Source organism: Mixta sp. (assembly GCF_024610815.1).
GTDB classification, from domain to species: domain Bacteria; phylum Pseudomonadota; class Gammaproteobacteria; order Enterobacterales; family Enterobacteriaceae; genus Mixta; species Mixta calida.
This window is the reverse complement of the sequence record NZ_JANION010000052.1, coordinates 1-22,245: the sequence shown is the minus strand read 5'-3', so window position 1 is coordinate 22,245 and position 22,245 is coordinate 1. Positions and strand designations below refer to the sequence as shown.

Genomic DNA, 22,245 nt, shown 5'->3' with positions numbered 1-22,245 from the left:
GTTAGTCCTGTAAAGGTCGACACCGGTTATCAGCGAGACCCCGCTGGTAATGCAGTATTCGGTGGTGCGGTAGTTCAGTCGGTTAGAATACCGGCCTGTCACGCCGGGGGTCGCGGGTTCGAGTCCCGTCCGCACCGCCACTCTATAAGCAATAGCCCTGACAGCAATGTCAGGGCTTTTTGCTTTTCTGTTTTGGCTCGCTTCAATGCCTTCACTTAAGCTCAAAACTTTTATGCAGACTTTCTTCATCAGTTTTGGGTTCAATATTTTATGTACCTGAAGCATACAGACTGCGTACCAGAGCGTTTGCCGCGCCATTTGCTCCAGTCTGTGTACGATGGAGCGCGAGTAGCCTTACAGAAGATGATGTTCGTTAATCCACTCGCCGAGAAAATCGATAAAGGCCCTGACGCGCGTACTGACGGCGCGATCGCTGTAATAAACGGCGTTAAACGGCATTGCGACCGGCAGGCGTTTATCGGCCAGTACCTCAACCAGGCTACCATCGCTGAGTTCTTTATCGATCATGTAGTCTGAGAGGCAGGCGATACCGTTCCCCGCCAGGCAGAGCTGTTTCAGCGTCTCTCCGCTATTGGCAGTAATGGTGGGCTGAATGGTATAGAGTTCGCCGTCGGGCTGCGCTACAGGCCAGCGATTCAGCGCCGGCGTTTCTACGAAGCCGAGGCAGCTGTGCTGCGCCAGCTCGTCAACGCTTACCGGCACGCCGCAGCGCGCCAGATAAGCTGGCGCTGCAATCATTTTGCGATAGCTGGTAAACAGTGGACGGGCGCGCAGGCTGGAGTCTGTCAGGTTCCCGGCGCGGATCGCCACATCCACCTTACGCTCAATCAGATTAATAAAGGTTTCGGAAGAGATGAGAGAAAGCGTCATCTCTGGGTAGCGCTGGCGAAAAGGCGCCACCATTGGCGTCAGCAGGTGTAAAACAACCGGCGTGGCGGCATCTACCCGCAGTAATCCGCGCGGCACCTGTCGGCTTTCCATCAGCTCATTTTCCGCCGCCGCCATCTCCTGCAACAGCTTTTGCACCTTACGAAAATAGCCTTCGCCTTCCTGTGTAAGGCTGATTTGGCGAGTGGTGCGCGTCAGCAGTTCAACGCCCAGCTTAGCTTCCAGCTTTTTCACAGCGCGGCTAACGGCGGAGGTCGCCAGCTCCAGCTGCCTGGCTGCGCGGCTGAAGCTGCCGCTTTCCACTACCGTAACAAAGATTTTTAACTCATCTGTAGATGCTTTCACCCCGTCTCCCGTACGTTATTCTTTCCTCTGCGTTCTTGCCGGACAGGATAGCAGAGGGCAGGGCGATCCGAATTTGTTGCTATCGTAACATTTGCTTGCCTGTCGGAAAGGTAAATTCCGTCGCGCCGATTGAAACTCTCCCCTGAAGCCCCTATAACTGAAGTCAGTAGTTGTATACAGACACTTCAGAAACGGGCGGTATCGTGCGGAAAAAAACCTATGCCATGAGATATGTAGCCGGCCAGCCAGCGGAAAGAATTTTCCAGCCGAACGCCATGCTGCATGTTGGGCAAGCGCTTCCGCCAGGCGCGCCGATTACCTCCAGCGCAACGCTACGCGTGCTGGTATGGAATATCTTTAAGCAGCAGCGGGCTGACTGGCTGTCAGTGCTGCAAAACTTTGGCAAAGATGCGCAGCTGGTGTTGCTGCAGGAGGCGCAGACCACGCCGGAGCTGGTGCGCTTTGCGACGTCGAACTATCTGGCGGCGGATCAGGTGCCTGCTTTCGTGCTACCGCAACACCCGTCAGGCGTCATGACGCTGGCGGCTGCCCATCCGGTTTACTGTTGCCCGCTGCGCGAACGTGAGCCGCTGCTGCGCCTGGCGAAATCGGCGCTAATTACGGCTTATCCTTTACCGGACGGCAAAATGTTGATGGTGGTAAACATCCATGCGGTTAACTTTAGCCTTGGCATCGATGTTTACAGCAAACAGCTGGGGCCGATTGGCGAGCAGCTGGCGCATCATGACGGCCCGGTGATTATGGCCGGGGACTTCAATGCATGGAGCCGTCAGCGTATGAACGCGCTCTATCGTTTTGCGCGCGAGATGGGTTTACGCGAGGTGCGCTTTACCGATGATCATCGGCGTAAGGCGTTTGGCAGACCGCTCGATTTCGTTTTCTACCGTGGATTACAGGTAGCCGAAGCCAGCGTGCTGGTAACGCGCGCCTCCGATCATAATCCGCTGCTGGTCGAATTCGCCGCTACCGATTCTGTTCAGGCATAAAAAAGCCGATCCTGCGATCGGCTTTTTCTCTTCAGCAAGTTTAGCTGTCTGGCGTCGCGCTGTTATTCACGAACAGGGTGATCTTATCACCTGGCTGAATCGAACTACTGTCGCTCAGCACGCTGTTCCAGCGCTTGACGTCTTTGATGTCCACACCATGTCGACGCGCAATACTGGCAAGAGAATCACCCTTACGAACCTTATAGGTGATGCTGTTGCCGTTATCGGCCAGTTCACTACCTGCGACGCTGTTACCAAAGGTCAGCGTCTGTCCCGGCTTAATCGTGTTACCGCGCAAATTATTTGCGCGTTGCAACGCTTTTACCGAAACGCCCATCCGGCTGGCTATGCCTGACAGGGTGTCGCCGTTACGCACCGTATAGCTTTTGGTGCTGGCGCTGTTTGCCGCAAGACGCGTCGGCTGTACAGCGGCGATATCACCAGAGGCCAGAGAACTACGCAGCTGAGCGACATTCGCCTTCGGCACCATAATATAGTGCGGTCCATTAGGCGCCGTGGCGCCGCGTTTGTAGCCCGTATTGTAGTTCTTCAGCTTCGCGACCGGCAAGCCGGCCATTTCCGCCGCCTGCGTCAGTTCTATCTGCTGACCTACTTCAACGCGCGCCAGCGCTCGACTTTCGTTCGGGGCTGGTAACCGTACGCCATAACGCTTGTTGTTTTTCAGGATATCCTGCAACGCCAGCATTTTAGGAACGTACAGCGTGGTTTCACGCGGTAAGGACAGATGCCAGAAATCGGTTGGTTTGCCGCGCGCTTTATTCTGTTTAATCGCTTTCAGCACTCGCCCTTCGCCGCTGTTATACGCTGCGATGGTCAGCAACCAGTCTCCGTCGAACATCTTGTTCAGACGTTCCATCATATCCAGAACCGCTCGGGTCGAAGCGACGATATCGCGTCGGCCGTCATACCACTGATTCTGTTTTAAACCGTAGTTACGCCCCGTGCTCGGCACTATCTGCCAGATGCCTGCGGCATTCGCGGCGGATGTGGCGTGGGGGTTAAAAGCGCTCTCCACTATGGGTAGTAGTACCAGTTCCATCGGCATCTTACGTTGCTTAATCTGCTCGACTATCCAGTACATATACGGCTCTGCCCGTAAAGTTACATCGTGGAGATAGCTCTTGTTTCTTAAGTACTTTTGTTTCTGCTCTCGGATCCGGGGGTTTTCCGGAACCTCCATTTTCAGCCCGTCTCGAATGTAATTCCACAAATCCTGGTCCTGAGTCAGGGCCGTTCCATCATCCTGCCAACGCGGGGATAACAGGCGATCTGTAAATTTATCATTCTCACTTTGACCAGCTGAAGACAGACTCTGTGCATGCTGTTCAGGGACAGCGGCATCGTGTCGCGATGCCTGACATCCCATCATCAGCAAGACCGAGGCGAGAAGGATAATCGCTCTAGTCTTCATGTATGTGTCAATGGTTTGCTTAAAAGACGAGCAATCATACGTGCTGCAGCACCACAACACAACCAGAAAAATCAAAAATTGTCTTTCTTCTGCCGTAGCAGGGCAAAAACGTCCCATGCGTGCTGCGGGGGCATATTCAAGCGCAACGCCCTTTGTAAATCAGCATCTTGCGTACGCAGAAATAAATTTATATACCGTTCGTGCCCCAGTTTTGTTGGCAGACTACTGCGATTTTCAGCACGTAACTTCTTAATTTCCTGAAAATAGCGCTGAATTTCCCGATCTTCCGGCAGCGTAGCGTTAGCAAATTTTAAGTTGGATAAGGTATATTCGTGGGCGCAGCAAACCAGCGTTTCATCAGGTAATTCAGCAAGCTTTTGAAATGATTCGTACATCTGTTCAGCGGTGCCTTCAAACAGACGTCCGCATCCGCCTGAAAACATCGTATCGCCGCAAAAAAGATAAGGCGCGCTGTAATATGAGATATGTCCCAAAGTGTGGCCGGGCGTAAAAATTACCCTAAATTCGCAGTCCAAAACAGGCACGATATCGCCTTCGCTGACAATATGCGTGGCGCCCTTATCTTGTGTCTCCTGCGGTCCGTAGACCACAAGATCAGGCCACCTGTGCACCAGTTCTTTTACGCCGCCAACGTGATCGTGATGGTGATGCGTCAGCAAAATGGCGACCGGGGTCCACTGCTGTTTTTCAATCGCTGCGAGCACCGGCGCCGCTTCGCCTGGATCGACGATCAGGCAGCGGCCCCGATCATCGTTTAATGTCCAGATGTAGTTATCCTGAAACGCTGGGATACTGTTAAGATTCATACACACCTCTCGCACGTCGTGAAGGAACACTGATGGTAAAACATGAAGCCCGCTAAAACACGCCAAATTCTGGCCGCACCGCACTCCTGGTCTGAGATGCCCTGGGGGGAATCGTTCCGCGACGCGTTGACCCAGCATCTGCAGCCCTGCCTCGGCAAGCTGTATGGCTTCCATCTGCTGAAAATCGGCAACCTGAGCGTTGAGATCGATACGCAGGCCTGCGCCATTTCGCATCAGGTCAACGTCGGCGAAGTGGGGCAGGCGGTGCAGGTGGTGGCCGATCCGATGCATCTGCCCTTTGAAGCGAAATCGGTGGATGCCTGCTTGCTGGCGCATACCCTGAGCTGGAGCCAGGACCCGCACCGCATTCTGCGTGAAGTGGATCGCGTGCTGATCGATGACGGCTGGATGATTATCACCGGTTTTAATCCGCTCAGCCTGCTGGGAATGGGGAAACTGCTGCCGGGCCTGCATCGCCGCCCGCCGTGGAATGGCCGCATGTTCAGCCAGATGCGTTTACTGGACTGGCTAAGCCTGCTCAATTACGAAGTGGTGTACCGCAGCCGTTTTCAGGTGGTGCCGTGGAACCGCCAGGGCGGGCGGATGATCAGCACCCACATACCGGCGCTGGGCTGCCTGAATATTATGGTGGCGCGTAAGCGCACCCTGCCGCTGACCATGACGCCAGCCAAAAAAATCAGCGGCAAAGTAAAACTGCGCGCAACGGTCAACGCCACGCGCCAGCTGCACAAGACGAAAGATCAGGACTCCGGCTGATAGCCGATATCTTCAAACGCCGGGCTTCCGGCGGCGGCGCGCGCCAGCTCATCGCAGCGTTCGTTTTCCGCATGCCCGGCGTGACCTTTTACCCATTCCCATTTGATCTGATGATGGCTGAGCGCCGCATCCAGCCGCTGCCACAGGTCGACGTTCTTAACCGGCTTCTTATCGGCGGTCTTCCAGCCGCGCTTTTTCCAGTTATGGATCCAGCTGGTGATCCCCTGGCGCAGGTACTGGCTGTCGGTGCTGAGCGTCACTTCACAGGGCTGCGTCAGCGCTTCCAGCGCCACGATGGCCGCCATCATCTCCATACGGTTATTGGTGGTGCGATAAAAACCGGCGCTAAAGGTTTTTTCATGCTCGCGATAGCGTAAAATAGCGCCATAGCCGCCAGGGCCGGGGTTACCGAGGCAGGAGCCATCGGTGAAAATTTCTACCTGTTTGCGCATCTCTGGTAGACTTCCTCCTGAAAAAACGCCAAGTCTGACATAAACGAGCCTTATGAGCACAGCAATTACACGCCAGATCGTTCTCGATACAGAAACCACCGGTATGAACATGGTGGGGGTGCATTACGAAGGCCATCGCATTATTGAAATCGGTGCGGTGGAGATCATCAATCGCCGTCTGACCGGCAATAATTTCCATATGTACCTGAAACCCGATCGGCTGGTGGACCCGGAAGCGTTCGGCGTTCACGGCATCGCCGACGAGTTTCTGCTGGATAAACCGACCTTCAGCGAGATTGCCGACGAGTTCCTGGAATATATTCGCGGCGCCGAGCTGGTGATCCACAACGCCTCGTTCGATATCGGCTTTATGGACTACGAGTTCAGCAAGCTGAATCGCGGCATCAGCAAAACGGAAACCTTCTGTCAGATCACCGACAGTCTGTTAATGGCGCGTAAGCTGTTCCCCGGCAAGCGCAACAGCCTGGATGCGCTCTGCTCGCGTTACGAAATCGACAACAGCAAGCGAACGCTGCACGGCGCGCTGCTCGATGCCGAGATTCTGGCGGAAGTCTTTCTGACCATGACCGGCGGACAGACTTCGCTGGCGTTTTCTATGGACGGTGAACAACAGCAGAACGAAAGCGGCGAAGGGATCCAGCGCGTCGCGCGCACCTCCGGGCTGCGCGTGGTGGCGGCCAGCGACGAAGAGGTGATGGCGCATGAACAGCGTCTCGACCTGGTGATGAAAAAGGGCGGCAGCTGCCTTTGGCGGGCATAAATACATCATTTCGCTGCAAAAAAACGCAGTAAGATGAAAAAACAGGCAAACGATCGCCCGCGTAAGAAAAAGCGTTGACGGCCAGCGCAACTCCCCTTAATATGCGCCTCGTTCCCGACGGGGAACACAGCGCGGTGCGGTAGTTCAGTCGGTTAGAATACCGGCCTGTCACGCCGGGGGTCGCGGGTTCGAGTCCCGTCCGCACCGCCAACTATTCGGAAAGGCCGATTCAGTAATGAATCGGCCTTTTGCTTTTCTGCGTTTCACTCCTCCTGAACCGCCACCGGCGCGACATAGCGCATTGCCGCCGTCTCGCGTTCATCGCGCGCCAGCCAGCGATAGCAGCCTGCGCCGAGCGCTACGCCGATAAACCAGCTGAAGCTGGCGACCGCATGCAGCGATGGCATAAAGCTGATAATCAAGCCGATCGCTACCGACGGCAGCAGCGCGCCGATCGCCTTCGGATTAAAGCCGCCGCGATACCAGTAGCGACCCGACGGCGTCGCGTTGAACAGATCGTCCACCACCACCTTGCCGCGCTTAATCAGATAGAAATCCGCCAGCAGAATGCCGAACAGCGGCCCGATAAAGGCGCCCAGCACATCCAGCGTATAGTGGATCAACTCCGGCGACTGGAACAGGTTCCACGGCGTCAGCAGCACCGAGCCGACGGCGGCGATCATGCCGCCGGTGCGGAAGCTGATCTTCTGCGGCGAGCAGTTAGAAAAGTCGAAAGCGGGAGAGACGAAGTTCGCCACGATATTAATGCCGATAGTGGCGGTGATCATCGTCAGCAGGCCAATCGCCACCGCCAGATCGTTGCCCACCATGCTGACGGTTTCAATCGGATCGGTGATCATCTTGCCGAACAGCGAACGCGCCCCGGAAACAATCACCACCGTCACCAGGGAAAACAGCAGGAAGTTAAACGGCAGACCCCAGCGGTTACCGCGGCGAATCGCCTGCATGCTTTTACCGTAGCGCGAGAAATCACCAAAATTGAGCAGCGGGCCGGAAAAATAGGAGACCACCAGCGCGGTAGCGGTGATCATCTGCCAGCCCTGCTCGCTGACGCTCAGGCTCTTGCTGGCCAGGGTGAAAGCGATCCCGGAAAAGCCGGTTTTGTATACAATCCAGCCCGCCAGCGCCAGCATCACCACATAAACCGCCGGACCGGCGATATCGATAAAGCGCTTAATCGCGTTCATGCCGTGCCAGAATACCGCCGCCTGCAACAGCCACATCACGCCAAAGCAGATCCAGCCGAGCAGCGACAGACCGAGCCAGGAAGCGTGCGTCAGCGTCGCCAGCGCGGGCCAGAATTTCAGCAGCACCAGCATCAGCGCGTTAGAGGCGAGCCAGGTCTGAATGCCATACCAGGCGAAGGCGATTAACCCGCGTATCACCGCCGGGATATTGGCGCCGAAAACGCCGAACGCCTGACGGCAGATCACCGCGTAGGGCACGCCCGTTAGCTGGCTCGGCTTCGCCACCAGGTTGGCGCAGAGCTGCACGATGCAAATGCCCGCCAGCAAACAGATCAATACCTGCCAGCTCGCCAGGCCCAGCGTAAAGAAGCTGGCCGCCACCACATAGCCGCCCATGCTGTGCACGTCCGACATCCAGAAAGAAAAAATGTTGTACCAGCTCCAGGTTTGTTGACGTACCGGCGCGAGATCGTCGTTGGTCAGGCGCGGACTGTAGTGCGCATCGTCCTGTGTGGCGGATGCTGAAGTAACGGTTGAATGTTCTGGCATGAAACCTGCTCCTCTGAAGATGGGTAACGGAGAACCTCGTGCTTCAGCACTTGCAGGATCCAGGCCAACCGGAAAAGGTGTTACCCGGACGGGCCTCACCGCGATCCCTTTTTTGTATACAAAACCGCGCGACGGGAGAAAGCGATGAAGCGTGAAACCGGCCAGCGAACGGCCACAGAACTGAACGACAGTCATGAGCCTGTTTATCAGGCGTTGTTAACCGCCATTGTGGAACAGCGGCTGCCGCCCGGCAGCCGACTGCCGGAGGAGGCGCTCGCCATCGCCTTCGGCATCAGCCGCACTGGCATCCGCAAAGTGCTGCAACGCCTCGCGGCGGTGCAAATGATCGTATTGCTGCCCGGACGTGGTGCTAAGGTCGCCTCGCCCGATGCGGAAGAGGCGCGGGACATCTTCCACACCCGTGCGCTAATCGAATGCGGCAACCTGCCCAGCGTGATGGCGCACTGTCAGCCGCCGCATTTAGCGGGACTGGAGCGGCTGCTGGAGCAGGAGCGTCAGGCGCACCGGCGGCAGGATGGCGCGGCGGCGATCCGCCTTTCCGCCGCTTTCCATATTCAGCTACAGGCGATTTCCGGCAACCGGGTGCTGACGGAAATGGTCACTCACCTGACCCAGCGTTCGTCGCTGGTTATCGCCGTCTGGGGCGCGCCGTGGCGACAGGGCTGCCGCTGCGACGATCACGATCGGCTGGTGGATTATCTGCGCGCGGGCGCGCTGCCGCCGCTGACGGACGCCCTGCAACGCCATTTCGATCAGATCCTCGCTTCCCTGCGCTTTGAGCGCGACGGCGAAGCGCCGCCCGATTTCACTCGTCTGTTTGCCCATAAAGGAGCGCGTCATTTATGAGTTCCCTCTTAATTCAGGTCATCAACCCCAACACCACGCTGTCGATGACCGAAACCATCGGCTGTGCGGCGCGCGCGGCCGCCGCACCCGGTACGGAAATCCTCGCCGTTTCCCCTTCGCAGGGCGTGCCGTCGATAGAAGGCCACGCCGACGAGGCGATTGCGGCGATCGGCGTGCTGGAGCAGATCAAACGGGGAAGGGAGCAGGGCGTGCAGGGGCACGTTATCGCCTGCTTCGGCGATCCCGGCCTGCTGGCGGCGCGCGAGCTGGCCGACGGCCCGGTGATCGGCATCGCTGAAGCGGCGATGCATCTGGCGACAATGGTGGCGACCCGTTTCTCCATCGTCACCACGCTGCCGCGCACGGTGATTATCGCCCGCCACCTGTTGCAACAGTATGGCTTTACCCACCACTGCGCCGCCCTGCACGCTATCGATCTGCCGGTGCTGGCGCTGGAGGATGGCAGCGGACAGGCGCAGGAGCAGGTGCGCCTGCGCTGTTTACAGGCTAAACGCGAAGACGGCTGCGGTGCGATCGTGCTGGGATGCGGCGGCATGGCGACGCTTGCCGCCGAGCTGACGCAGGAGCTGGGCATGCCGGTGATCGACGGCGTCGGCGCCGCGGTAAAAATGGTGGAATCGCTGGTCGCGCTGGGCTTAGGCACCAGTAAATATGGCGATTTGGCATATCCACGAGAAAAAAAGATATCGGGCGCTTTTCAGCACCTAAACTAACGGAAGCTATCTGCTCAAGAAAGGAGCCAGAGAATGAGTGCATCTCCAGAGAAGAAAGAGTACAGCTTTAATAAAAACTATCCGCGCGATCTGCGCGGGTATGCAGGCAAGCCGCCGCATGCCGCCTGGCCCGGCGAGGCGCGCATTGCGGTGCAGTTTGTTCTCAACTATGAAGAGGGCGCGGAAAACAACGTTTTACACGGCGACGCCGGATCGGAGCAGTTCCTTTCCGATATTATCGGCGCCGCCAGTTATCCCGATCGCCATATGTCGATGGATTCGCTGTATGAATATGGTTCGCGCGCCGGTTTCTGGCGCATTCACAATGAGTTTCAGAAGCGCGGTCTGCCGCTGACGGTGTTCGGCGTGGCGATGGCGCTGGCGCGTCATCCTGAGATCGTGCAGGCAATTAGTGAGGCTAAGTACGATGTGGTCAGCCACGGCTGGCGCTGGATTCATTATCAGTCGATGGATGCGAAAACCGAACGCCAGCATATTCAGCAGGCGGTGGATGTGCTGATGGATCTGTTCGGCAAAGCACCGACCGGCTGGTACACCGGCCGCGACAGCCCGAATACCCGACGGCTGGTGGTGGAGCAGGGCGGCTTCAGCTACGACAGCGACTACTACGGCGACGATCTGCCGTTCTGGACGCAGGTCACCTGCCAGGACGGCACCGTGAAGCCGCATCTGATTATTCCCTATACGCTGGAAACCAACGATATGCGTTTTGCCACGCCGCAGGGATTCAACACCGCCGAACAGTTTTACACCTATCTCAAAGACAGTTTCGACGTGCTGTATGAAGAGGGCGAAACCACGCCGAAAATGCTCTCGGTGGGGATGCACTGCCGCCTGCTGGGACGGCCGGGGCGTTTCCGCGCGCTAACCCGTTTCCTGGATTACATTCAGCAGCACGAACGCGTCTGGATCTGCACCCGTCAGCAGATCGCCGAACACTGGATAAAACATCATCCGGCGCCGGAAATCTGATCGTACCGGCGGCCTCAAACAGGCCGCCGTCTCCCTCATCTTACCGCTCGCTCACCACTCTGTTTCGTTAACCGGTCGCCTTCAGGACGCGCTCATCAGGCTTACCTGCGCGGCGACGATGCGCCATCCTTCCGGCAATCGTGCCCAGCTCTGCTGCTGACGACCGATGCGGTCGCTGCCGACACGGGTAAATTCGGTGCTGCACACGGCGAAGTCCTCGCCGAAGGTGGTAATCACCGTATTATGCAGCTGGCGGTCGAGCCCTGTGGCGGGACGCGCGGCGCGAAACGCCCGAATCGCCTCGATGCCGTACAGGTTCTCTCCGGCGCCGAGGCGCACGGTGCGTTCGTCATGCCAGAACAGCTCATCCAGCACGACGATATCGTTGCCGACCAGCGCCCGTTCGTAACGCTGAAAAGCAGCCGTCACCTCCGCGACTACCGCAGGCAAATTGATACGATCATACTGCATCTGCAACACTCCCTTTAGCGACCGGCGCCGCCGCGACGCCCATTTCCTCCAGCGCGCGGGCGGCGCGCAAGCAGCGCGCTTCCTGAAACGGCGCGGCGATCAGCTGCACGCCGATCGGCAGGCCGCTGGCGGTTCGCAGCGGTACGGTCACCACCGGCAGGCCGAGAAACGAGATCGGCTGCGTTAGCATGCCCATGCTGGCGCGCACCGGCAGCGTCTGGCCGTTAATCGTCATGGTCTCCTGACCAATCAGCGTGGCGCTGCAAGGCGTGGCGGGTGCGATCAGAATATCGACATGGGCAAACAGCGCCATCGCCTGCTGCTGAAAATGACGGCGGAAACGCTGCGCCTGCACGTACCAGGCGGCGGGCAGCATCGCGCCCGCCAGCAGCCGCTCGCGCGACAGCGGCTCAAAACGCTCAGGCTGGCTGCGCAGCAGGGGCAGGTAGCGGTTGCCGCCTTCCGAGGCGGTAATAATGAAGGCCGCTGAGCGCGCGATATCCACTTCATCCAGCGTCAGTTCTGTGCTCGCCTCCAGCGCGCGCGCCACTTTTGCGACCGCCTGCTGCGCGTCGTCGTCGCTCCACTGGCGGAAAAAGCCGCCCAGCACCGCGCAGCGCAGCCCTTCCATTCCGCGATCCAGCTGCCCCAGCGTAGGCTGCACGGCGACGTTAGCCTGAAAGGCGTCCTGCGCGTCGTGGCCCTGTAGCGCATCATAAACGCACGCCAGGTCTTCGCTACGGCGGGCGAAAGGGCCGATATGATCCAGGCTGGCGACAAACGGATGGGTGCCGTGCCGCGACAGGCGGCCAAAGGTCGGCTTGAGGCCGAACACCCCGCACAGCGAGGCGGGCACGCGAATCGATCCGTTGGTGTCGCTTCCCAGGGTAAAATGCGCCAGTCCGGCGGCGACGGCGGCGGCCGATCCGCCGGAGGAGCCGCCAGCGGTGCGCTGCGGATCGTGCGGATTGCGCGTGGCGCCGTAATGGCTGTTCTCGGTGGTGAAGCCGTAGGCGTAAGCATCCATGTTCAGCATGCCGCTGAGCAGCGCGCCAGCGTCGCTCAGCTTCTCCACCGCCCAGGCGTCGTGCGCGGCGGGCGCGCTGTCGCTGAACAGGCTGGCGCCCGCCAGCGTCGGATGGCCCGCCACGTCGAACAGATTTTTTACCGCATAAGGCACGCCGGCGAGCGGCGGCAGCGGCTGACCTTCGCGCCGCAGCCGATCGAGGCGATCCGCCTGCTGGCGCATACGATCGGCGACGATCGTGGTCCAGGCGTTAAGGCGTGGATTCTGCTGCTCAATAGCGGACAGGTTGGCGGCGGCAATCTCCGCCGCGCTCAACTCACCGCGTGCCAGCGCCTGACGCAGCTGGCTGATAGAGAGTTCATGAAGCCTCATGCCTGATAAACCCCCGCTACGTCCAGCCGCATATCGAGCGGCAGCGCCATCAGCGGCCCGGCCATCTGCGCGATGCGGGTAAACTGCGTCAGCAGCTCGGCGCGACGCGCCTCATCCAGCTCCAGATCCAGCAATGCTTCCATCTGGCGCAGATAGTTGTTCCAGTCACTGTCTGTCTGCATATCTTTCTCCTTTATCAGAAACCGGCCGCGCTGCCGTTGCTGCGCGGATCGAAAGCGCCTTCCAGCATGCCGTTGGTATGACGCACAATGGCGCCCGCATGGCCCACCGCCTCGCTGAAGTCGGGCAGCGTCTCTACCTCGTGGCCGAGCGCGCGTAGCTGCGCCAGCGTTTCGGCGTGAAAGCGACCCTCCAGCTTCAGCGAATCCGACGCCCGGCCCCAGGTGCGGCCCAGCAGCCAGCGCGGCGCGCTTACCGCCTGCTGCAACGGCATTCCCTGAATCACGTGGCGGGTAAAAATCGCCGCCTGGGTTTGCGGCTGGCCGTCGCCGCCCATCGAGCCGTAAACCATCACCCGTCCATCTTTCAGGCGAGCGGCGGCGGGGTTCAGGGTGTGAAACGGCTGTTTGCCGGGAAGCAGCGTCAGCAGATGATCGGGATCGAGGCTGAACGCCGCGCCGCGGTTCTGCCAGACGATGCCGGTATCGGGCAGCACTACGCCGCTGCCGAATTCGTGATAGATGCTCTGAATAAACGAGACCGCCATGCCGCTGCTGTCCATCACGCCCAGCCAGACGGTGTCGCCGGGGCCGCGTCCGCCGCCCCAGGGCGCGGCACGCGTCAAATCAAGCTGCCGCGCGGTCTCCGCCAGCAGCCCGCTGTCCAGCAGCGCCTGCATCTCCTCGCGCATATGCAGCGGGTCGGTGATATAGCGGTCGCGCAGGGCGAACGCCTTTTTCGTCGCTTCGACAATGCGGTGAACGGTTTGCACCTCATCCGCCTGCGCCATCTCCAGGCCGTCGGTGATGCCCAGAATCGCCAGCGACACCAGGCCCTGGGTCGGCGGGGCGAGGTTATAGATGTCGCCGTGCTGGTGGGCAAGGCGCAGCGGCGTGCGTCGTCTGGCGCGATGGCGCTGCAAATCCTCCAGCATGATCGGCATCTCCAGCTGCGTCATGCCCCGCGCCAGCCGCTGCGCCAGCGGGCCGCGGTAGAAGCTCTCCAGCCCGTACTCGCAGAGTTCGGAAAGAATGTCGGCCAGCGCCGGTTGGGTGAAGCGGCTACCGGGACGCGGCGGCGCGCCGTCCGGCATAAAGGTGGCGGCGAAGCCGGGCTGGTCGGCGAGTTCGTGCGCCATGGCGACGGTGGCGGCCGCCTGCGAGGCGGTAACGGGAATGCCGTCGGCGGCGTAACGCACGGCGTCGCGCAGCAAGCGCGTCAGCGGCAGCGCGCCGCCGCCCAGCTCGCGGGAAAGGTCCAGCGCATCGGCCCAGCCGCTAACGGTGCCGGCCACGGTCAGCGCCGCTTTCGGCCCGCGATGGGGAATCGTCGTCATCCCCTGATAAAAACTCGCTTCGGCGAGCGAACCGGCGGCGCCGCTGGCGTCAATGGCGACCGGCTCGCCCTGCGGCGGCACAATCAGCCAGAAGCCGTCGCCGCCGAGACCGTTCATATGCGGATAGACCACCGCGATAGTCGCCGCCGCGGCCACCATTGCCTCAATCGCGTTGCCGCCTTCGCGCAGCACCGCCAGCGCGCTTTCGCTGGCGAGATGATGCGGCGTCACCACCATGCCCTGCGGCGCCATATTACTCTGGATCATCGCGTTCCCTTGTTTGCTCTGGTCGGTAAAGCTAAGCAAGAGACGTTCCAGGTTTGCCCCTCCGGTTTCTGGTGTGATTTATGCTATGTTCTGGCTGAAACAAACGTTACGGGGTGGGTTATGACACAGCTTGATGAACGGCTCAGGCAACATTACGGGCAGCTTTCGCCGCAGGAGCAGCGCATCGCCGATTTTATTTTCGACCATTTCGACGATCTGATCGGCTACAACAGCGCCGAGCTGGCGCGCCTGAGCGGGGTCTCCAAGGCGACCGTCAGCCGCCTGTTTAAGCGGCTCGGCTACGATAAATATAAGGATATGCGCGACGAGCTGCGCACCCTGCGACAAAGCGGCATGCCGCTGACCCACAGCCGCGAGGCGGCGCAGGGCAACACGCTGCTGGCGCGCCACTACAAGCAGGAGATGGCGAACCTGACGCAGTGGATGAACCAGCTTGATGCGCAGCGGTTCAGCGAGGTTGTCGCCGCGCTGGGGCAGGCGCGGCGCATCTTTATCGTTGGCATGCGCAACGGCTGGCCGGTGGCGCTGCATCTGCGCCAGCAGCTGTTACAGGCGCGTCCGCAGGTGCATATTCTGCCGCAGCCAGGCCAGACGCTGGCGGAAGAACTGGTGGATATCGCCGCTGACGATCTGGTGATTGTCGTCGCCTTCCGTCGTCGTCCGCGCATTATCAAGCCGCTGCTGCAACAGCTGCAGTTGCAGGCGGTACCGGTGCTGCTGTTGTGCGAGCCGCAGGCGCAGGGGATTCTGCCTCTGGCGCGCTGGCCGCTTTGCACGCCGCTGGACAGCGTTTCCGCCTTTGACAGCTACTCCGCCGCCATGAGCCTGGTGAACCTGCTGGCTAACGCGCTGCTGCATGAAGGGCTGGCGCAGGGACGCCAGCGCATTCACGCCATCGCCGATCTTTATCAGCAGCTGGACGAGCTTGAACAACGCTGATGGGGCACCATTTTGGTGCTTTGCGCCGTTACGGTACATATTTTCCCTCTCTTTCGCTCCGCCGCCAACGGCCCGTTAAGCGGGCCGTTTCGCGCTTTTAACCCCTCTCTTTTCCTTCGCCTGCTACCTGGCACATTAGTTGCAAAAAGACTCGTGACGAATCTTTTGTTGCAACACTTTACTCCGGGGCAAAGCAGATATGAAAAAGTTAACCATGGTAATGATGGGCGCGGCGATGATGGTTATGCAGTTGGGCAGCGCGCTGGCCGACGGGCTACAGAGCATTGAACAGCGCGGCGTGCTGCGCGTGGCGGTGCCGCAGGATTTTCCGCCGTTCGGTTCGGTCGGCACCGATCTGCAACCGCAGGGCTATGATATCGATATGGCGAAATATCTCGCCAGCCAGATGAAACTAAAGTTGCAGCTGGTGCCGGTCACCAGCGCCAACCGCGTGCCTTATCTGCAAACCGATAAGGTCGACCTGGTGATCTCCAGCCTCGGTAAAAATCCTGAGCGCGCTAAAGCCATCGATTTCAGCCGCGCCTACGCGCCGTTTTTTCTCGGCGTCTTTGGACCGAAAGGGGAACCGCCGCTGAGCAATGCGGCGGCCCTGAGCGGCAAAAGCATCGGCGTTACGCGCGGCGCGGTAGAGGATATGGTGTTGAGCGGCGTGGCGCCGAAAGATGCCACGGTAAAACGTTATGAGGATAACAACACCACGCTCTCCGCTTATCTCTCCGGGCAGGTGCAGTATGTCGCCACCGGCAACCTGGTGGTGGCCGCCATCGCGCGCCAGAACGCCGACAAAGCGCCGGTAGCGCAGTTTATGCTGAAGGATTCGCCCTGCTATATCGGCCTGAAAAAAGGCGAGCCGGCGCTGAAGGCGAAGATCGACGCGCTGATTGAGCAGGGCATTCAGGACGGCACCCTGAACAAGCTGTCGCAGCAGTGGCTGAAAGCGCCGCTGCCCGCCAACCTCGGCGCATAAGGGCGACGCGATGAGCGGGCAACTCAACTTTAGCGCGCTGTGGCCTTACTGGCCGCAGCTGCTGGCGGGGGCGTGGGTCACCATTCAACTGACGGTGCTGGCGACGCTCGGCGGCGTGGCGCTGGGCATCTTCGGCGCAGCGTTGCGCAGCGGCAAACCGAACTGGCTGAGCCGCATCTGGGGCGGCTACGTCGAGTTAATCCGCAATACGCCGTTCGTGGTGCAGCTTTTCTTTATCGTCTTCGGCCTGCCGGCGACCGGCCTGAAGCTGACGGCGGGGGAAGCGGCGCTGCTGGCGATGCTGATCAACCTCGGCGCCTACAGCACCGAAATTATCCGCGCCGGCATTCAGGCGACGCCGAAAGGGCAGTGGGAGGCGGGACGCGTGCTGGGACTGAGCTACGCGCAAACCTTTCTGCACATCGTGCTGCCGCCCGCCATGCAGCGCATCTATCCGGCGCTGGTCAGCCAGTGCATTATCGTGATGCTCGGCTCGTCGGTGGTGTCGCAGGTCTCTTACGAGGAGCTGACCTTCGCCGCCAATCTGATTCAGTCGCGCACCTTTTTAAGTTTTGAAGTCTATCTGGTTTCGACGCTGATCTATCTGCTGCTGTCTATGATGATGCGCCAGCTGCTGCTGGCGGCGGGCCGGAAATGGTTTGGAGCCACGCGATGAACACCTTTACCGACTGGGATATCGTGCGCAACCTGCTGCTGGCGGCGCGCTGGACGGTGCTGCTGTCGCTGACGGCATTTGTCGGCGGGGCGCTGATGACGCTGCCGCTGCTGTTGCTGCGCCTGACGCGCCGTCGCTGGCCGCAGCGTCTGGTGCGCGGCTACACCGAGCTGTTTCAGGGCACGCCGCTGCTGATGCAGCTGTTTCTCGCTTTTTTCGGTCCGGCGTTGTTCGGCATCGATTTGTCGCCCTGGGCCGCCGCCGCGCTGGCGTTGACGCTCTACAGCAGCGCCTTTCTGGTAGATATCTGGTACGGCAGCATTCGCGCCCTGCCGCCGGGACAGTGGGAGGCGTCGCGCTGTCTGGGGCTGCGTTTCGGCCAGACGCTGCTGCGCGTGATCGCGCCGCAGGCGATGCGCATCGCCATCGCGCCCACCGTCGGCTTTACGGTGCAAGTAATCAAAGGCACCGCGCTCGCGTCGATTATCGGCTTCGTCGAGCTGACCAAGGCCGCCACCATTCTCACCAACGTCACCTATCAGCCGTTCCGGGTTTTCGCGCTGGTGGCGCTGGGCTACTTCCTGATGTGTTACCCGCTGTCGCGCTACAGCCAGTATCTGGAGAAGAAATGTCATGCCGCTCATCACCATTAATCAGGTACAGAAATATTACGGCGCCAACCACGTGCTGAAAGGCGTCGATTTGGATATCGACAGCGGCGAGGTGATTTCGATCATCGGCCGCAGCGGTTCGGGAAAAAGCACGCTGCTGCGCTGCATGAACGGGCTGGAGGGCTATCAGGAGGGCAGCATCAAGCTGGGCGGCATGACCGTGACCGACCGCGAATCGCAGGCGCGCGAGATCAGCCGCTCGGTCGGCATGGTGTTTCAGAGCTTTAATCTCTTTCCCCATATGACGGCGCTGGAAAACGTGATGCTGGCGCCGCGCCGGGTGCTGAAGATGAAGCCGGACGAATGCCGCGCGCTGGCGCGGCAGATGCTGGAAAAGGTGGGACTGGGCGATCGCGTCGATTACTACCCGGCGAACCTCTCCGGCGGCCAGCAACAGCGGGTGGCTATCGCCCGCGCGCTGGCGATGAACCCGAAAGTGCTGCTCTGCGATGAGATCACCTCCGCGCTCGATCCCGAACTGGTGGGTGAAGTGCTGAAGGTGCTGGAGCAGCTGGCGGCGGAGGGGATGACGCTGATCCTTGTGACGCATGAAATGAATTTCGCCCGCGAAGTGGGCGACCGCGTGGTGTTTATGCACCAGGGGCGCGTCTGGGAACAGGGCGAAAGTAAAACCCTGTTTGCCAGCCCACAGACGGCGGAGCTGAAACAGTTTATCTCTTCAGTTCGCGGACTTAACTGATAAGGAACGATGCATGGATATCTCCCAATTCGCACAAATCAACCCGCCGCAGCGCCTGCTGATGGGGCCGGGGCCGATCAACGCCGATCCGCGCGTGCTGCGCGCCATGTCGACCCAACTGATCGGCCAGTACGATCCGGCGATGACCCACTACATGAACGAGGTGATGGCGCTCTATCGCGGCGTATTCCGCACCGAAAACCGCTGGACGCTGCTGATCGACGGCACCTCGCGCGCCGGCATCGAGGCGATTTTGCTCTCCGCCATACGGCCTGGCGATAAAGTGCTGGTGCCGGTCTTTGGTCGTTTCGGCCACCTGCTGTGCGAAATTGCTCGCCGCTGTCGGGCGGAGGTGCATACCATCGAGGCGCCCTGGGGCGAGGTATTCACTCCTGACCAGATCGAGGAGGCGATTAAGCGCGTGCGCCCGCGTCTGCTGCTGACGGTGCAGGGCGACACTTCCACCACCATGCTGCAACCGCTGGCGGAGCTGGGCGCCATCTGCCGTCGCTATGACGTGCTGTTCTACACCGATGCCACCGCCTCGCTGGGCGGCAATGCGCTGGAGACTGATGCCTGGGGGCTGGATGCGGTCTCCGCCGGGATGCAGAAATGCCTCGGCGGGCCGTCCGGCACCTCGCCGATCACCCTCAGCGCACGTATGGCGGAGACCATCCGCCAGCGCAAACGCGTCGAACAGGGGATTCGCACCGCCGCGCATCAGGACGGTGAGGATGAGATGATCTGGTCCAACTATTTCGACCTCGGCATGATCATGGATTACTGGGGGCCGGAACGTCTGAACCACCATACCGAAGCGACCACCGCGCTGTTCGGCGCGCGCGAATGCGCTCGTCTGCTGCTACAGGAAGGCATGGATAACGCCATCGCGCGTCATCAGCTGCACGGCGAGGCGCTGCTGCGCGGCATTCAGGCGATGGGGCTGGAAACCTTCGGCGACCTGCGCCATCGCATGAACAACGTACTGGGCGTCGTCATTCCGGCTGGCATCAACGGCGAGCAGGTGCGTGCGCGGATGCTGGAGGATTTCGGCATCGAAATCGGCACCTCGTTCGGGCCGCTGATCGGCAAGGTCTGGCGCATCGGCACCATGGGCTACAACGCGCGCAAAGATTGCGTTATGCAGACGCTCTGCGCGCTGGAAGCGGTGCTGAACCATCTCGGCTTTAAAACTGTCCAGGGCGCGGCGATGCAGGCCGCATGGGATCGTTATACCAGCGAGGGCAGCCTGTGACGCCTCAAATGAACGAAGACGAAGCGGATCGCGCGGCGGCGCGGGTGCTGGCGCGCTGCGACGCGCTGGCGGCGATCAGCGAAAGCCGCGACGGGCTGACCCGCGTCTACCTGTCACCGGAACATCTGCGCGCCAACGCCTGCGTCGGCGAATGGATGCAGGCGGCGGGCATGCGCGTCTGGCAGGATGCGGTCGGCAATATCTGCGGGCGCTATGAGGGCGCGGAGCCAGGGGCGCAGGCGCTGCTGCTCGGATCGCACCTTGATACGGTGCGCAACGCCGGACGCTATGACGGCATGCTCGGCGTGCTGAGCGCCATCGAGCTGGTCAGCTGGCTGCATCAGCAGCGGCTGCGTCTGCCGCTGGCGATTGAAATCGTCGGCTTCGGCGACGAAGAGGGCACCCGCTTCGGCATTACTCTGCTGGGCAGCCGTGGGCTGACCGGCAGCTGGCCCGTCGCGTGGCCCGCGGTGCCGGACGCCGACGGCGTGACGGTGGCGCAGGCGATGCAGGCCGTGGGGCTGGACGCCGCGCGCATTCCCGCCGCCGCCCGCGCGCCGGAGTCTGTTGCCGCCTATCTGGAGCTGCATATCGAACAGGGCCCCTGCCTGGAACAGGCGGATCTGGCGCTGGGCGTGGTCACGGCGATTAATGGCGCGCGCCGTCTGAACTGCCGATTCCGCGGCGAGGCGGGACACGCGGGCACGGTGCCGATGACGCAGCGTAAAGATGCGCTGGCCGCCGCTGCCGAATGGATGGTGTTTATCGAGCAAACCACCCGTCAGCAGGGCGGGCAGCGGGTCGCCACCGTCGGCACCCTGCGCTGTCCTGGCGGCGCGGTAAACGTGATCCCCGGCGAGGTAGAGCTGTCGCTTGATATTCGCGGCCCGGAAGATGCAGCGCTGACGGCGCTGCTGAGCGAGCTGCTGACGCAGGCGGAGCGCATTGCGGCGCGGCGCGGATTGAACTTTCACGCCGATGAATATTATGCGATTAACGCTACCGCCTGCGATGCCGGACTGCAACAGGCGCTGACGCAGGCGGTGACGCAGGTGCAGGGGCGCGCCGTCGCGCTGCCGAGCGGCGCCGGTCACGACGCCATCGCCATCGCCGAACGCTGGCCGGTCGGCATGCTGTTTGTGCGCTGCGCCGGCGGCGTCAGCCATCATCCGGCGGAATCGGTGCGCCAGGCGGACGTGGCGAAGGCGGTGCAGGCGGCGCTGCTGGCGGTCGAACATTATGCGGCGCAGTGCGCCGGGAGGCGGTCCAATGCAGCTTGACGCCTTTAACCAGCTTTCCACTGAGCAGGCGCAGGCGGCGATTGCTCACTGCGTCGCGATTCCGCGTTGGCGGCAGGCGGTCGCCGCGGCGCGTCCTTATGCCTCCACGGCGGCGCTAATAGCGCTGGCTGGCGAGCTGGCGCAGGAGTGGGACGAGACTGATTTCGCCCAGGCGCTGACGGCGCATCCACGCATCGGCGAGCGCGCCGCAGGCGAAGAGAAAGAGGCGGCGCTGTCGCGACGCGAGCAGGCTGCGGTGGGAGAGGATGCGACGTTGCGCCAGGCGCTGCGCGAGGCCAACCAGGCATATGAGCAACGCTTCGGGCATCTGTTTTTAATTCGCGCCAAAGGGCGCAGCGGGGAAGAGATGCTGGCCGAGCTGCGGCGGCGTCTCGCTAATACGCCCGACCAGGAGCGGCGTGAGGCGCTGGCTCAGCTGCGGGAAATCACGCTGTTGCGTTTAGAGGAGAGCTTTGCATGAGTTCATTGTCGACCCATATTCTCGATACCGCGCTGGGCAGGCCTGCGGCGGGAGTGACCGTCTCTCTGGAGCAGGACGGCGTTGAGGGCTGGCGTCCACTGGCGCAGGAGAAAACCGATGCCGACGGTCGGATCAACAGCTTCTCTCCGGAGCCGCTGACGCCGGGCCACTATCGGCTGACGGCGGAGATCGGCGACTACTTCGCCGCCGACGGGCGCGACGCGCTTTACGTCACCGCGCAGATCGATTTCGTGATCGCGCAGCCGGGCAGCCATTTTCACCTGCCATATCTGATCTCGCCCTGGAGCTGGTCAACCTACCGGGGCAGTTGAGCGCAACGGCGCTTTTCCCGTCCGGCAGCTTAGCGGACGCCCGCAACCGCAGAAGGCAATCATGATGAATGAGAATCGCGTCAAACCGGAAAATCAGCGTTACCCGGCGGGAAAAACCTTCGCCTGGGGCATGCAGCATGTGCTTACTATGTACGGCGGCATTATCGCGCCGCCGCTGATTATCGGTAGCGCGGCGGGGCTTTCCGCGGCGGATATCGGCCTGCTGATTACCGCCGCGCTGTTTGTCAGCGGCGCGGCGACGCTGCTGCAATCGCTGGGACTGCCGGGGCTGGGCGCGCGGCTGCCGCTGGTGCAGGGCGTCTCGTTCGCCAGCGTGGAGACGCTGGCGAACGAGACGCCCTGCACCA

The 22,245-nt window shown here is 60.9% G+C and carries 25 protein-coding genes and 2 tRNA genes; 18 read left to right on the top strand and 9 right to left on the bottom strand.

Annotated features, from left to right (window positions below; genetic code table 11):
* Positions 1 to 63: 63 nt before the first annotated feature.
* Positions 64 to 140 (top strand) — tRNA-Asp (locus MYY08_RS03220).
* Positions 141 to 354: 214 nt separating this feature from the next.
* Here the strand turns inward: MYY08_RS03220 and yafC are convergent.
* On the bottom strand, positions 355 to 1,254 hold the full coding sequence (gene yafC, locus MYY08_RS03215) for a DNA-binding transcriptional regulator YafC (protein WP_190296531.1): 900 nt from the start codon (positions 1,252 to 1,254) through the stop codon (positions 355 to 357).
* Between the two features lie 203 nt (positions 1,255 to 1,457).
* On the opposite strand from yafC, the gene MYY08_RS03210 reads away from it, so the two are divergent.
* Positions 1,458 to 2,261, top strand: coding sequence for an endonuclease/exonuclease/phosphatase family protein (locus MYY08_RS03210; RefSeq protein WP_038630119.1), 804 nt, complete (start codon positions 1,458 to 1,460; stop codon positions 2,259 to 2,261).
* Positions 2,262 to 2,301: 40 nt separating this feature from the next.
* On the opposite strand, the gene mltD is transcribed toward MYY08_RS03210, so the two are convergent.
* Positions 2,302 to 3,693, bottom strand: coding sequence for a murein transglycosylase D (gene mltD / locus MYY08_RS03205; RefSeq protein WP_038627989.1), 1,392 nt, complete (start codon positions 3,691 to 3,693; stop codon positions 2,302 to 2,304).
* A 71-nt stretch (positions 3,694 to 3,764) separates the two neighbouring features.
* Entirely contained in the window at positions 3,765 to 4,520 is a 756-nt protein-coding gene (gene gloB / locus MYY08_RS03200; RefSeq protein WP_190296532.1) for a hydroxyacylglutathione hydrolase, read from the bottom strand.
* Positions 4,521 to 4,562: 42 nt separating this feature from the next.
* Here gloB and MYY08_RS03195 point away from each other — a divergent pair, with 42 nt between their 5' ends.
* Positions 4,563 to 5,297 (top strand): class I SAM-dependent methyltransferase, encoded by a 735-nt coding sequence (locus MYY08_RS03195; protein WP_038627984.1) that lies wholly within the window; start codon positions 4,563 to 4,565, stop codon positions 5,295 to 5,297.
* Here the strand turns inward: MYY08_RS03195 and rnhA are convergent.
* Positions 5,282 to 5,749 (bottom strand): ribonuclease HI, encoded by a 468-nt coding sequence (gene rnhA, locus MYY08_RS03190; RefSeq protein WP_038627982.1) that lies wholly within the window; start codon positions 5,747 to 5,749, stop codon positions 5,282 to 5,284. The two genes, MYY08_RS03195 and rnhA, sit on opposite strands and share 16 nt — an antisense overlap.
* Positions 5,750 to 5,801: 52 nt before the next feature.
* Between rnhA and dnaQ the strand changes: the two genes are divergently transcribed.
* Complete coding sequence (gene dnaQ / locus MYY08_RS03185; protein WP_038627980.1) at positions 5,802 to 6,530, top strand: DNA polymerase III subunit epsilon; 729 nt, start codon at positions 5,802 to 5,804, stop codon at positions 6,528 to 6,530.
* Between the two features lie 133 nt (positions 6,531 to 6,663).
* Positions 6,664 to 6,740, top strand: a tRNA-Asp gene (locus MYY08_RS03180).
* Positions 6,741 to 6,793: 53 nt separating this feature from the next.
* On the opposite strand, the gene MYY08_RS03175 is transcribed toward MYY08_RS03180, so the two are convergent.
* On the bottom strand, positions 6,794 to 8,287 hold the full coding sequence (locus tag MYY08_RS03175; protein ID WP_288013103.1) for an NCS1 family nucleobase:cation symporter-1: 1,494 nt from the start codon (positions 8,285 to 8,287) through the stop codon (positions 6,794 to 6,796).
* A 144-nt stretch (positions 8,288 to 8,431) separates the two neighbouring features.
* Between MYY08_RS03175 and MYY08_RS03170 the strand changes: the two genes are divergently transcribed.
* From MYY08_RS03170 to puuE, 3 genes are read left to right on the top strand one after another with little or no spacing between them, the layout of a single operon-like run.
* Positions 8,432 to 9,154: a GntR family transcriptional regulator gene (locus MYY08_RS03170; protein WP_038627976.1), complete on the top strand. Its 723-nt coding sequence runs from the start codon at positions 8,432 to 8,434 to the stop codon at positions 9,152 to 9,154.
* On the top strand, positions 9,151 to 9,888 hold the full coding sequence (gene hpxA, locus MYY08_RS03165; RefSeq protein WP_038627974.1) for an allantoin racemase: 738 nt from the start codon (positions 9,151 to 9,153) through the stop codon (positions 9,886 to 9,888). The genes MYY08_RS03170 and hpxA overlap by 4 nt, the downstream gene beginning before the upstream one ends.
* Before the next feature lie 33 nt (positions 9,889 to 9,921).
* On the top strand, positions 9,922 to 10,881 hold the full coding sequence (puuE, locus tag MYY08_RS03160; protein ID WP_038627972.1) for an allantoinase PuuE: 960 nt from the start codon (positions 9,922 to 9,924) through the stop codon (positions 10,879 to 10,881).
* An 81-nt stretch (positions 10,882 to 10,962) separates the two neighbouring features.
* On the opposite strand, the gene hpxZ is transcribed toward puuE, so the two are convergent.
* From hpxZ to MYY08_RS03140, 4 genes are read right to left on the bottom strand one after another with little or no spacing between them, the layout of a single operon-like run.
* Positions 10,963 to 11,352: an oxalurate catabolism protein HpxZ gene (gene hpxZ, locus MYY08_RS03155; RefSeq protein WP_038627969.1), complete on the bottom strand. Its 390-nt coding sequence runs from the start codon at positions 11,350 to 11,352 to the stop codon at positions 10,963 to 10,965.
* A complete protein-coding gene (locus MYY08_RS03150) occupies positions 11,342 to 12,751 on the bottom strand; it encodes an AtzE family amidohydrolase (RefSeq protein ID WP_038627967.1) in 1,410 nt (469 codons plus the stop codon). The genes hpxZ and MYY08_RS03150 overlap by 11 nt, the downstream gene beginning before the upstream one ends.
* Positions 12,748 to 12,933, bottom strand: a complete 186-nt coding sequence (hpxX, locus tag MYY08_RS03145; protein WP_038627964.1) for an oxalurate catabolism protein HpxX — start codon at positions 12,931 to 12,933, stop codon at positions 12,748 to 12,750. Before hpxX ends, MYY08_RS03150 begins: the two co-directional genes overlap by 4 nt.
* A 14-nt stretch (positions 12,934 to 12,947) precedes the next feature.
* Positions 12,948 to 14,534 carry a gamma-glutamyltransferase family protein gene (locus MYY08_RS03140; protein WP_038627961.1) on the bottom strand — a complete coding sequence of 529 codons (1,587 nt, stop codon included), beginning with the start codon at positions 14,532 to 14,534 and terminating at the stop codon, positions 12,948 to 12,950.
* Positions 14,535 to 14,654: 120 nt separating this feature from the next.
* Between MYY08_RS03140 and hpxU the strand changes: the two genes are divergently transcribed.
* The 10 genes from hpxU to MYY08_RS03090 form a co-directional block, all read left to right on the top strand.
* Positions 14,655 to 15,494, top strand: a complete 840-nt coding sequence (gene hpxU, locus MYY08_RS03135; RefSeq protein ID WP_190296536.1) for a MurR/RpiR family transcriptional regulator HpxU — start codon at positions 14,655 to 14,657, stop codon at positions 15,492 to 15,494.
* A gap of 199 nt (positions 15,495 to 15,693) precedes the next feature.
* Positions 15,694 to 16,482, top strand: a complete 789-nt coding sequence (locus MYY08_RS03130; RefSeq protein WP_038627956.1) for a transporter substrate-binding domain-containing protein — start codon at positions 15,694 to 15,696, stop codon at positions 16,480 to 16,482.
* A gap of 10 nt (positions 16,483 to 16,492) precedes the next feature.
* Positions 16,493 to 17,158, top strand: a complete 666-nt coding sequence (locus tag MYY08_RS03125) for an amino acid ABC transporter permease (RefSeq protein WP_038627953.1) — start codon at positions 16,493 to 16,495, stop codon at positions 17,156 to 17,158.
* Positions 17,155 to 17,811: an amino acid ABC transporter permease gene (locus MYY08_RS03120; protein WP_038627950.1), complete on the top strand. Its 657-nt coding sequence runs from the start codon at positions 17,155 to 17,157 to the stop codon at positions 17,809 to 17,811. The genes MYY08_RS03125 and MYY08_RS03120 overlap by 4 nt, the downstream gene beginning before the upstream one ends.
* Positions 17,792 to 18,529 carry an amino acid ABC transporter ATP-binding protein gene (locus tag MYY08_RS03115; protein WP_038627947.1) on the top strand — a complete coding sequence of 246 codons (738 nt, stop codon included), beginning with the start codon at positions 17,792 to 17,794 and terminating at the stop codon, positions 18,527 to 18,529. Before MYY08_RS03120 ends, MYY08_RS03115 begins: the two co-directional genes overlap by 20 nt.
* Before the next feature lie 13 nt (positions 18,530 to 18,542).
* Entirely contained in the window at positions 18,543 to 19,784 is a 1,242-nt protein-coding gene (locus tag MYY08_RS03110) for a pyridoxal-phosphate-dependent aminotransferase family protein (RefSeq protein ID WP_038627945.1), read from the top strand.
* 8 nt (positions 19,785 to 19,792) lie between these two features.
* Complete coding sequence (gene hpxK / locus MYY08_RS03105) at positions 19,793 to 21,064, top strand: allantoate amidohydrolase (protein WP_190296537.1); 1,272 nt, start codon at positions 19,793 to 19,795, stop codon at positions 21,062 to 21,064.
* Complete coding sequence (gene uraD, locus MYY08_RS03100; protein ID WP_038627940.1) at positions 21,054 to 21,545, top strand: 2-oxo-4-hydroxy-4-carboxy-5-ureidoimidazoline decarboxylase; 492 nt, start codon at positions 21,054 to 21,056, stop codon at positions 21,543 to 21,545. The genes hpxK and uraD overlap by 11 nt, the downstream gene beginning before the upstream one ends.
* The gene (gene uraH, locus MYY08_RS03095; RefSeq protein ID WP_104951433.1) at positions 21,542 to 21,877 is read left to right on the top strand and encodes a hydroxyisourate hydrolase; all 336 of its coding nucleotides are present in this window, start codon (positions 21,542 to 21,544) and stop codon (positions 21,875 to 21,877) included. The genes uraD and uraH overlap by 4 nt, the downstream gene beginning before the upstream one ends.
* A gap of 61 nt (positions 21,878 to 21,938) precedes the next feature.
* Positions 21,939 to 22,245 (top strand): solute carrier family 23 protein (locus MYY08_RS03090; RefSeq protein WP_502888446.1); only part of this gene is annotated, 307 nt, incomplete at its 3' end.

Bases quoted from the DNA above. Each gene is read 5' to 3' on its own strand.
- gloB (WP_190296532.1), bottom strand. From the start codon at position 4,520: ATGAATCTTAACAGTATCCCAGCGTTTCAGGATAACTACATCTGGACA.
- MYY08_RS03110 (WP_038627945.1), top strand. From the start codon at position 18,543: ATGGATATCTCCCAATTCGCACAAATCAACCCGCCGCAGCGCCTGCTG.
- hpxU (WP_190296536.1), top strand. From the start codon at position 14,655: ATGACACAGCTTGATGAACGGCTCAGGCAACATTACGGGCAGCTTTCG.
- MYY08_RS03130 (WP_038627956.1), top strand. From the start codon at position 15,694: ATGAAAAAGTTAACCATGGTAATGATGGGCGCGGCGATGATGGTTATG.
- hpxX (WP_038627964.1), bottom strand. From the start codon at position 12,933: ATGCAGACAGACAGTGACTGGAACAACTATCTGCGCCAGATGGAAGCA.
- dnaQ (WP_038627980.1), top strand. From the start codon at position 5,802: ATGAGCACAGCAATTACACGCCAGATCGTTCTCGATACAGAAACCACC.
- MYY08_RS03115 (WP_038627947.1), top strand. From the start codon at position 17,792: ATGCCGCTCATCACCATTAATCAGGTACAGAAATATTACGGCGCCAAC.
- puuE (WP_038627972.1), top strand. From the start codon at position 9,922: ATGAGTGCATCTCCAGAGAAGAAAGAGTACAGCTTTAATAAAAACTAT.
- hpxK (WP_190296537.1), top strand. From the start codon at position 19,793: ATGAACGAAGACGAAGCGGATCGCGCGGCGGCGCGGGTGCTGGCGCGC.
- MYY08_RS03175 (WP_288013103.1), bottom strand. From the start codon at position 8,287: ATGCCAGAACATTCAACCGTTACTTCAGCATCCGCCACACAGGACGAT.
- MYY08_RS03125 (WP_038627953.1), top strand. From the start codon at position 16,493: ATGAGCGGGCAACTCAACTTTAGCGCGCTGTGGCCTTACTGGCCGCAG.
- MYY08_RS03150 (WP_038627967.1), bottom strand. From the start codon at position 12,751: ATGAGGCTTCATGAACTCTCTATCAGCCAGCTGCGTCAGGCGCTGGCA.
- hpxZ (WP_038627969.1), bottom strand. From the start codon at position 11,352: ATGCAGTATGATCGTATCAATTTGCCTGCGGTAGTCGCGGAGGTGACG.
- uraH (WP_104951433.1), top strand. From the start codon at position 21,542: ATGAGTTCATTGTCGACCCATATTCTCGATACCGCGCTGGGCAGGCCT.
- uraD (WP_038627940.1), top strand. From the start codon at position 21,054: ATGCAGCTTGACGCCTTTAACCAGCTTTCCACTGAGCAGGCGCAGGCG.
- hpxA (WP_038627974.1), top strand. From the start codon at position 9,151: ATGAGTTCCCTCTTAATTCAGGTCATCAACCCCAACACCACGCTGTCG.
- MYY08_RS03120 (WP_038627950.1), top strand. From the start codon at position 17,155: ATGAACACCTTTACCGACTGGGATATCGTGCGCAACCTGCTGCTGGCG.
- mltD (WP_038627989.1), bottom strand. From the start codon at position 3,693: ATGAAGACTAGAGCGATTATCCTTCTCGCCTCGGTCTTGCTGATGATG.
- MYY08_RS03195 (WP_038627984.1), top strand. From the start codon at position 4,563: ATGAAGCCCGCTAAAACACGCCAAATTCTGGCCGCACCGCACTCCTGG.
- MYY08_RS03140 (WP_038627961.1), bottom strand. From the start codon at position 14,534: ATGATCCAGAGTAATATGGCGCCGCAGGGCATGGTGGTGACGCCGCAT.
- MYY08_RS03170 (WP_038627976.1), top strand. From the start codon at position 8,432: ATGAAGCGTGAAACCGGCCAGCGAACGGCCACAGAACTGAACGACAGT.
- rnhA (WP_038627982.1), bottom strand. From the start codon at position 5,749: ATGCGCAAACAGGTAGAAATTTTCACCGATGGCTCCTGCCTCGGTAAC.